The sequence below is a fragment of the Bradyrhizobium sp. P2_E8 genome (genome assembly GCF_056403875.1).
The window spans coordinates 1-8927 of sequence record NZ_JBFUES010000216.1; the positions used below are offsets into that span (position 1 = coordinate 1).

Genomic DNA, 8927 nt, shown 5'->3' on the forward strand with positions numbered 1-8927 from the left:
CTTCAGGCACTCTTCGGCCAGCTGATCCTCGGTGCAGAAGATGTGCGCATCGTCCTGGGTGAAGCCGCGCACGCGCATCAAGCCATGCATGGCGCCCGAGGGCTCGTAGCGATGCACCACGCCGAACTCGGCGAGCCGCAGGGGCAGGTCGCGGTAGCTCTTCAAGCCATGCTTGAAGATCTGGACATGGCCCGGGCAGTTCATCGGCTTCAGCGCGAACCAGCGCTTGTCCTCGGCCTCGTCGCCCGCGGACTGTGCCGCGAACATGTTTTCGCGGTACCAGCCCCAATGGCCCGAGGTCTCCCACAAGGCCTTGTCGAGGATCTGCGGCGCGTTGACCTCGCTGTAGTCGCCGGTCAGGCGGCGGCGCATATAGGCGATCAGCTGCTGGAAGATGGTCCAGCCCTTCGGATGCCAGAACACGACGCCCGGACCTTCCTCCTGGAAGTGGAAGAGGTCGAGTTCGCGCCCGAGCTTGCGATGGTCGCGCTTTTCGGCCTCCTCGATCTGCTTGAGGTAGGCGTCGAGATCCTCCTGCTTGGCGAAGGCCGTGCCGTAGATGCGGGTCAGCATCGGATTGTTGGAATCGCCGCGCCAATAGGCGCCGGCCACCTTCATCAGCTTGAAGGCATTGCCCACCTTGCCGGTCGAGGTCATGTGCGGACCGCGGCACAGGTCGAACCAGTCGCCCTGGTAATAGATCTTGATCGGCTCGTTGCCGGGAATGGCGTCGACCAGCTCGACCTTGAAGGCCTCGCCCTTGTCGCGGAACACCTGCTTGGTCTTTTCGCGATCCCAAACCTCTTTCGTAAAGGGTTTGTCGCGCGCGATGATCTCGCGCATCTTCTTCTCGATCGCGGCAAAGTCTTCCGGCGTGAACGGCTCGTTGCGGAAGAAGTCGTAATAGAAGCCGTTCTCGATCACCGGGCCGATGGTGACCTGGGTGCCCGGCCACAGCGTCTGCACGGCTTCGGCGAGCACGTGTGCGCAGTCGTGGCGGATCAGCTCGAGCGCGCGCGGATCGTCGCGGTTGATCAGCTCGATCTTGGCATCGGCTTCGATGGGATCGTCGAGGTCGGCGACGACGCCGTCGAGCGCCATCGCGACCGTGCGCTTGGCCAGCGACGGCGAGATGCCCTTGGCGATCTCGAGCCCGGTGATGCTCTTGTCGTATTCGCGCCGGGCGCCGTCAGGGAAGGTGAGGGTGACTTTGGGCGCGGGGTTCACGGGCTTAAGATTGCTGAGGCTGTATTGGAAGCCGGATTCGGATTTGGGCTGGTCGGTCATTGCTTTTCTCCTGAGGCTCACTCCTGCGAACGAGCGCAGGTAAGCGGGAACGAGCGATATATCAGGCGATTCGGCCTGCGCAATCCGGCATTTCCAAGAAAGTGGCACGCAAAAGTTGCGACCTTGCACCAACTATTTCGAGCAACGGCCTTTAACGTCGGCAATCCCGCTCTACATGCACTTGCATGCAAAAATCCGCCGCCGCCGGCCGTTTCGCGCCAACCGCCCTGATGCTTGGCAATCTCGTCACCGGCTGTTCGGTGCTGGCGCCGGCGGGAATGCTGCCGGAATTGTCGGCCGGGCTCGGCATCAGCATCCACGCGGCAGGGCTCCTGATCACCTTCGGCGCGATCACGCTGTGCATCGGCTCGCCGCTGACGGCCTGGCTCACGAGCCGCATCGAACGGCGGACGCTGCTCGCGACGACGCTGGCGGTGCTCGCCTTCGGCAATCTCGCCTCGGCGTTTGCGCCCGACTATGCGAGCCTCCTCGTCATCCGCCTGGTGATGCTCGCGGTCGGCGCGCTGTATACGCCGCAGGCGGCCGGCACGGCGGCGCTGATCGTGCCGGTGGAGCGGCGCGGCAGCACCATTGCCTATATCTTTCTCGGCTGGTCGCTCGCCGCCGCCGTTGGCCTGCCGCTGATCACCTTCATTGCCAGCCGCTACGGCTGGCGCGCGGCCTATGGCGAGATCGGCGCGCTCGGCTGCATCAGCTTCGTGTTGTTGCTGCTGCGCCTGCCTGCCGGACTGAAGGGCACGCCGGTGGACCTGAAGACCTGGAGCGCGGTCGGCCGCAGCAGGACGGTTCTGCTGCTGCTTGCGATCACCATGCTGCAAATGTCCGGGCAGTTCGTGGTGTTCACCTTCATGGGCCCGCTGCTCAAGAAGCTGACCGGGGCGGGGCCGGACGCAATCGGCATGGTGTTCGGCATCTACGGCCTCTGCGGTTTCCTCGGCGTCGTGATCGCGACCCGTATCGTCGATACCTGGGGGCCCTATCGCACCTCGCTGCTGTTCACCTGCCTGCTGCTTGCGGGCGTCACGGGCTGGGCGCTCGGCGCCGGCACGCTCGTCCTGATGGCGGGTGCCGTCGCGATCTGGGGCCTCGGCTTTGCCTCGACCAATTCGATGCAGCAGGTGCGGCTGGTCGCGGCCGCGCCGCCGCTTGCGTCCGCCACCGTCGCGCTCAACACCTCCGTCCTCTATATCGGCCAGGCGGTCGGCTCCGCCATCGGCGGATTGCTGTTCGCCCGCGAACTCCTGTATCCGCTCGGCTTCGTTGCGGTCGGCTTCGTCGTGCTGGCGCTGGTCCTGGTGATCCTGACCCGGCCCCGGCCGGCTGCCACCGCTTGATCCCGCGTTTTCGTGCGCGCAAGGTCCTTGGCAAACCGCGCGCGAGAGCGCTAGAACGCCGGTCATGGGGACCAAAGAGAGTTGACTGAGATGAGGATGATTCTGGCGGTTGCCGCGGTGCTCTATTCAGCCTCCGCGTTTGCGCAAGCCGACAAGCCACCGATGGTCGGGGACAAGCCGTTAGTGCAGGTCAAGCCGAAGGGGACCAAAGCGGGGACCAAGGAGGCCGCAGCCAAGCCGGCCGCGGCGCCGAAGGGCAAGCCGCAATCGATCGCCGCGCGGCTGCAGGCCTGCCTCGACCTCGACGACGGCACCAAGGACCGCCTCAATTGCTACGACGCCGTGATTCCGCCGGCGCCGAAGCCGAAGCCGGCGAAGGCCAAGGGCTACGCCGATTGCCGTTTCTTCAAGGAAGAGGACGAGCGGCTGGCCTGCTTCAACGGTTTTGCCGAGAGCATTCCGAAGCTGCCCAAAAGCTGAACGCCAAGACCTGAAGCGCGCGACCTTGGAGCCGGACGGCTAGTCGCTGATCCGGTTCAGCACGGCCCTGAAGGCAACGCCCGGTACTTGCAGCGCACTGCCTTCGAATTCTGCCGCGTCGCCGTCCTCGCGGCCGGTGAGCGTCAGCGTGACGCGGTCGATGCCGAACAGCCCCTTGAAGGACGGGTCGTCGTTGTAGCGCTGGGTCGAGATCTTGACCTTGATCGTGTCGCCTTCGCCCGTATAGGTGCCCATGAAGGCGAAGGCGGAATTGCCGCCACGCATTTTGCCATCCATCACATAGACGACGCCGCACCCGGTCCCGTGAACCGTGTGGAAGTCGACCTTGTACAATCCCTGACGCACGACCTGTCCCCGCAGAAAATCCAAATCCAACCTGGCCGGCAAACTATGATCGTTGCCAGCGGAAACAATCCGGTGGCGCCCGGGGATGCCGGCCATCAACATCAGATTTTGATCGCGGCTTGAGAGAATTGCGGGCAGCGCACCGAAATACCGGCTGGCGCAATGTCGGGACTATCGGTTCGATGCCGGTGGAGTGGTCGCCGCCACGCGCGTCAGCGCCAGCGCCGGCGTCGCCGACATCTTCACCAGCACGTCCTTGAGCGGATATTGCGTCCACGCGCGGTTCACGTAGTCGCGATGGGTGATGCCGTCGCCGGTCTCGACGAACACCACGCTGCCGGGACGCAAGGGGCCGTCCATGTCCTCGGAGACGCCGATGCCCTTCTGCCTGAGCATGCTCATCAGCTCGCGGTCACGCCGCGCGGTGTAACGGGTGTAGGAGCTGACGAAGAAACCGGAGCGGTGACTCTCGATCCAGGAGGCGAACTTGTCCATTTCGCCATAGACGGCGTCGAGCAGCACGACGCCGCGGACGCGGTCGCTGATGCCGCCGACCTCGAGGCTCCAGGCCGTCGGCAGGAAGCCGCCGCTATAGCCGACGATGACGATCGGCATGTTGGCGAAGGCGCGCGCGCTGTTGGGATCGCCACTGAGGCGGGCGAGGTGGCTCGCCGATTCGTCCATGAAGCGCTTGAGGCCGCCCGCCTGCCAGAATTTTCCGGCGCTGGAATCGGCGGCATCGACGGCCATCTGCGGCGCAAGCAGGATGGCATTGGCGCCGGAATCGGTGATCTGCTGCGGCACCAGCTGCCGGTCGCGCACATCGCGCTCCAGCGTCGCGCCATTGCCGTGGAAGAACACCACGATCACGCCCGGCTTGCGGACGTCGAAATGCTCGGGCACGTGCACCAGCACGCGGCTGTCGCTGTAGGTCTCGTCCTGCCAGTAGACGCGCCCCGAATAGCTGCGGTGGCCGCGGCGGTCGCCCTTGGAGATGTTGAGGAACGGCGCGTCGGAGGCAGGGTTGTTGCCGAAATAGGGGAAGGCCGACGACTTCATGCTGACGAGCGTCGTCAGGTCTTCGCGGGGCGGACGCTGGTAGGGCACCTGCGGTGTGAGCGAAGCGACCTTGTAGGGTGCCTGGTCCGGCCGCGGCTGCTGCTCAACGGCGCGCTTCGGCGAGAAGTCCGACATCTGCCGTTGCAGGAAGCTCTCGCCCGCCGAGGGGAAGCGCTCCTTGAACTGCGGGGCGGGGAAACGATCCTCGAACGTGTCGCCGCTCGCAACCTGCGAATTGGTTTTGGCGACGACCTGGACATTGGCCTGCGAGTTCGCCGCAAGCGCCGCCGGATTCGGCGCCCCGCCGCATTGAACCAGCGTGAGCGAGAGCGGCACCAAGGCTGAGATCAGGCCGATCCGGAGCGCACGACCGTGCCGATCGGACGGCGTCCGATCGGCACGAATGTCAGCTCTCGTTTTCGGAACGGCCCCGACCATCCACCCATGACCCCAAGTCATGACCACAAGCCCAGCGGCAATCTTGAGATAATTGAGCCGACTGGTGTTTAGGCGACGTTAAGTGTCCGGAGAAACTTCCCCACATCCGGAACGCTCAAAGGGACCATGCAATCGTGTCGTGATTGTGGGGATCGGAAACGGGATTCTCCGGGGTTTATCGTCCGGGACCATGCTTAGAAGGTGCGGAAATACCTATTTCACTTGCCTCATTTAACCCTTGTTAACCCTGCTTGAATTGACTGATGCTTCCCACGAGGCGTGAGGCCTGAGGTTAAGGACCCCGATGACGGCATCAGATGCGGGTACTGCGCCCTGGACTGGCCGGCTGACCGGAAGAGGGGCGGGCGTCTCCGTTCTGGTCGCAACCGCCATCGTCGTTGCCGACATGATCGGGGTCGGCGTCTTCACCAGCCTCGGCTTCCAGGTCAAGGACATCCCGTCCGGCTTCTCGATCCTGCTGCTATGGAGTGTCGGCGGCATCGTCGCGCTGTGCGGGGTGTTCTCCTACAGCGAGCTCGGGGCGATGTTCCCCCGCTCGAGCGGCGAATACAATTTCCTCGGCCGCGCCTACCATCCCGCCTTCGGCTTTCTGGCCGGATGGGTCTCGGCGACGGTCGGCTTTGCCGCGCCGGTCGCGCTCGCCGCGATGGCCTTCGGCGAATACGCCAAATCGGTCGTCCCCGACCTGCCGCCGATCCCGCTCGCCATCGGCGTGGTGTGGCTGGTCTCGCTCGTGCAACTGACCGGCGTCAGGCACTCCTCGACCTTCCAGTTGATCTCGACCGTCCTGAAGGTCGTGCTGATCGTCGCCTTCCTGGTCGCCGGCTTCATCATCGGCGTGCCGCAGCCGATCGCCTTCACGCCGCAGCCGGGTGACCTCGCGCACATCGTCAGCGCGCCCTTCGCGATCGGCCTCGTCTTCGTAATGTACTCGTTCTCGGGCTGGAATGCGGCGACCTATATCATCGGCGAGATGAACATGCCGCAGCGGAACCTGCCGCGCGCGCTGCTCGCGGGCACGCTGATCGTGCTTGTGCTGTATGTCGCACTGAACGCGGTGTTTCTCTACTCCACGCCGGTCGGCGCGCTCGCCGGCCAGCTCGATGTCGCCAGCGTCGCCGGCACCGCCATCTTCGGCAGCCTCGGCGGCCGGATCGTCGGTGCCATGATCTGCGTCGGCCTGATCTCCTCGATCAGCGCGATGATGTGGATCGGCCCGCGCGTGATGATGACGATGGGGGAGGACATTCCGGCGCTGCGCGTGTTCTCGAAACGGTCGGTGAGCGGCGCGCCGGCCTATGCCATCCTGTTTCAGCTCGCGGTCGCGACCCTGCTGCTGTTCACGCGCAGCTTCGAGGCGGTGCTCGACTTCATCCAGTTCGCGCTTCTGTTCTGCTCGTTCTTCACGGTCGCCGGCGTCATCAAGCTGCGCATCACCGATCCTGACCTGCCACGGCCCTATCGCGCCTGGGGATACCCATTCACCCCGCTCGTTTTCCTGCTCGTGACCGCGTTCATGATGTACTACCTCTTGACCGAGCGGCCGGTGCAGTCGCTGTCGGGGATGCTCCTCATGCTCTCGGGCCTGTTGATTTATGCTGTTTTCCGCAGGCGGCCGGTCGCCGCTGGCACGTCACACAATCGCGAATAGACATGTTTCGACCCTTGAGAATTGCGGCCGTCGCTCTTGCCCTCCTGGCTGCGGCCGTCTCGTCCGTGCGTGCCGCTGAGGTCACCTTCGACGACACCGCGCGCTTCCTTGCGGGGATGCAGCCATCGGCGGACTCGCCACTGGTGGCGCTCACCAAAGACCCGTCCTGGCAGCATCACGCAAAATTCTTCGACGGCGCCTTTGCCCAGCTCGAGCAGCGGCAGCTCTCGAAGATCCGCACCTGGTCCGACGTCAACCTCGCCGCGCCACGGCCGACCATGTTCTACATGTTCAGCGGCCCGGACTTCCTCTACGCCGACGCCTTCTATTCCAAGGCCAGCACCTACGTGCTTGGTGCCCTGGAGCCGGTCGGCGCCGTTTCCGACCTGACGCGGCTGCCACGCGGTTCGGTCGGCGCTGCGCTCTACAATGTCGAGCGCTCGCTCGCCTCGATCCTGAGCTTCTCCTTCTTCATCACCAAGCAGATGAAGGTCGACCTGCACGCCAACCAGGTCAACGGCACCTTGCCGATCCTCTATGTCTTCCTCGCGCGCTCCGGCAAGACCATCCGCAACGTCGAGATGGTCGCGCTCGACAACAAGGGCGGGATGCACACGGGCAACGACAATCCGGGGCCGAATGCGACGCGCGGCGTCCGCATTACCTTCGCAGGCACCGATGGCGAAGCGCGCACGCTGTATTATTTCTCGACCGATCTCTCCAATCCCGGCGCACGTGCGACGGGCTTCCTGAAGTTCTGCGAGACGCTCGGGCCCGGCAACAGCCTGCTCAAGAGCGCGTCCTATCTCTTGCACTCCGGCAACTTCACGACGGTGCGCGACTGGCTGCTCGCCAACAGCGCCACCATCATCCAGGACGATTCCGGCATTCCGCTCGCGAACTACAATGCGCGGCAGTGGCGGTTCTTCCCGTTCGGCCGCTACCTCGGGCCGATCGCAGAATTCCCCGGCCGTTACCAGGAACGCTACGCCGAACTGTTCACGCGCGCCCAGCCGATCGATTTCGGCGTCGGCTATCGCTGGCGCACGCATGAATCGAACCTGCTGCTGTCGGTGAAAGTGCCGGGGACCGAGGCTGCGCCTGCTGCGGAGACCACCTCGTCGGCCGAGCCGCCAAAACCGCCGCGTCCGAAACGGCCGCGTCCGCCCGAATCCGTCCCGCCGTCCGGGCGTTTCTTCTGGTTCCGCTAGGCCATTTGCCGAAGTCCGGTGTTACGTCGTCGCGTTCTGGGCGACGACGACCAGCACTTCAGCCTTCTGCCGGCCGAGGCTCCGGACCTCGTGCGGCGTCTCGCCTGAGAAATACAGGCAGTCGCCCTTGCCGAGGACGAGCTCTTCGCCGTCGAGCTTGATCGCAATCTTCCCGTTGACGACGAAGAGCAGCTCCTCGCCGGCATGCGAGGCCCGCGTCGCCGATTTGTGCGGCGGGCTGAGGAGGAACGGCTCCATCATCTTGCGGGTGCGGCCGGTTGCCAGCGGGACCACGCCAAAGGTGTCCTGAAACAGCGGGACATTGCCGCCTTCGCGGCGGAACAGCGTGTAGCGCGGCGCAGGCTCGGCGTTCGGGTCGAAGAAATTCGCGACATTGACCTCGAGGGCGGCGGCCATGCGCAGCAGCGCGGCGAGCGAGGGGATCTTGAGGTTGCGCTCGACCAGCGAAATGTAGCCGCGCGTGAGGTCGCTCTGCCTGGCAAGCTGGTCCAGCGTCAGGCCCTTGGCAATCCGCGCCTGGCGGATATTGGCCCCGACCGCTGTCGCTTTGCTGACGTCAAGCACGCATGAGTCTCCCGAACTGCTGATGCCTCTTTTGCATCAGATGCAGCCGAACTGCCAGCCCGGTGGCGCGCACGGCCAGCTCCGGGGCGCGTGCAGGTGTATTCCAAAGGAAAACTATCGCGCAGAAATTTCGAGCAGCGCCGCGGATATTGTGGGCAGACGAGCTGGTATCTCACGAAAAACAGCCGAAAAATAGTGCAATAGCTGCACTCTGCCGCKATCGGTGGCATTTGCCGCGTTCCGTGGCGTTGATTTCCAATAGTAAACATGATCGATTTTACCGCCGCGGCTGCCGATGGGCTCCGCGGACAGAACCAACTGCTTTTCCCAGGCGCCGGTACCTTTTGGAGAGATCGATGACCGTAGCAGACGACGTAACCCTGAACGTAGCGCCGGACGAGGCGGCGAGCTTGCGACGGATCGTGTGGTCGAGCGTGATCGGCACCGCGGTCGAATGGTACGACTTCCTCATCT

8 protein-coding genes are annotated in these 8927 nt (G+C 64.4%); 4 read left to right on the forward strand and 4 right to left on the reverse strand.

The window, feature by feature from the left end:
- The coding region (thrS, locus tag AC1D00_RS14525) for a threonine--tRNA ligase (RefSeq protein ID WP_477011143.1) at positions 1-1287 on the reverse strand (1287 nt) is incomplete at its 3' end.
- A gap of 185 nt (positions 1288-1472) precedes the next feature.
- Between thrS and AC1D00_RS14530 the strand changes: the two genes are divergently transcribed.
- Both AC1D00_RS14530 and AC1D00_RS14535 read left to right on the forward strand, forming a co-directional pair.
- On the forward strand, positions 1473-2642 hold the full coding sequence (locus tag AC1D00_RS14530; protein ID WP_477011144.1) for an MFS transporter: 1170 nt from the start codon (positions 1473-1475) through the stop codon (positions 2640-2642).
- Between the two features lie 90 nt (positions 2643-2732).
- Positions 2733-3122 (forward strand): hypothetical protein, encoded by a 390-nt coding sequence (locus AC1D00_RS14535; protein ID WP_027549053.1) that lies wholly within the window; start codon positions 2733-2735, stop codon positions 3120-3122.
- A gap of 39 nt (positions 3123-3161) precedes the next feature.
- On the opposite strand, the gene AC1D00_RS14540 is transcribed toward AC1D00_RS14535, so the two are convergent.
- Both AC1D00_RS14540 and AC1D00_RS14545 read right to left on the reverse strand, forming a co-directional pair.
- Positions 3162-3590 carry a hypothetical protein gene (locus tag AC1D00_RS14540; RefSeq protein ID WP_404557752.1) on the reverse strand — a complete coding sequence of 143 codons (429 nt, stop codon included), beginning with the start codon at positions 3588-3590 and terminating at the stop codon, positions 3162-3164.
- A 69-nt stretch (positions 3591-3659) separates the two neighbouring features.
- The gene (locus AC1D00_RS14545; RefSeq protein WP_477011145.1) at positions 3660-4985 is read right to left on the reverse strand and encodes an alpha/beta hydrolase; all 1326 of its coding nucleotides are present in this window, start codon (positions 4983-4985) and stop codon (positions 3660-3662) included.
- A 304-nt stretch (positions 4986-5289) separates the two neighbouring features.
- Between AC1D00_RS14545 and AC1D00_RS14550 the strand changes: the two genes are divergently transcribed.
- Positions 5290-6657 (forward strand): APC family permease, encoded by a 1368-nt coding sequence (locus tag AC1D00_RS14550; RefSeq protein WP_404557751.1) that lies wholly within the window; start codon positions 5290-5292, stop codon positions 6655-6657.
- Positions 6658-6659: 2 nt separating this feature from the next.
- On the forward strand, positions 6660-7868 hold the full coding sequence (locus AC1D00_RS14555; protein ID WP_477011146.1) for a hypothetical protein: 1209 nt from the start codon (positions 6660-6662) through the stop codon (positions 7866-7868).
- A 21-nt stretch (positions 7869-7889) separates the two neighbouring features.
- Here AC1D00_RS14555 and AC1D00_RS14560 read toward each other — a convergent pair whose 3' ends face one another.
- Positions 7890-8453 carry a helix-turn-helix domain-containing protein gene (locus AC1D00_RS14560; RefSeq protein WP_027549058.1) on the reverse strand — a complete coding sequence of 188 codons (564 nt, stop codon included), beginning with the start codon at positions 8451-8453 and terminating at the stop codon, positions 7890-7892.
- Between the last annotated feature and the right edge of the window lie 474 nt (positions 8454-8927).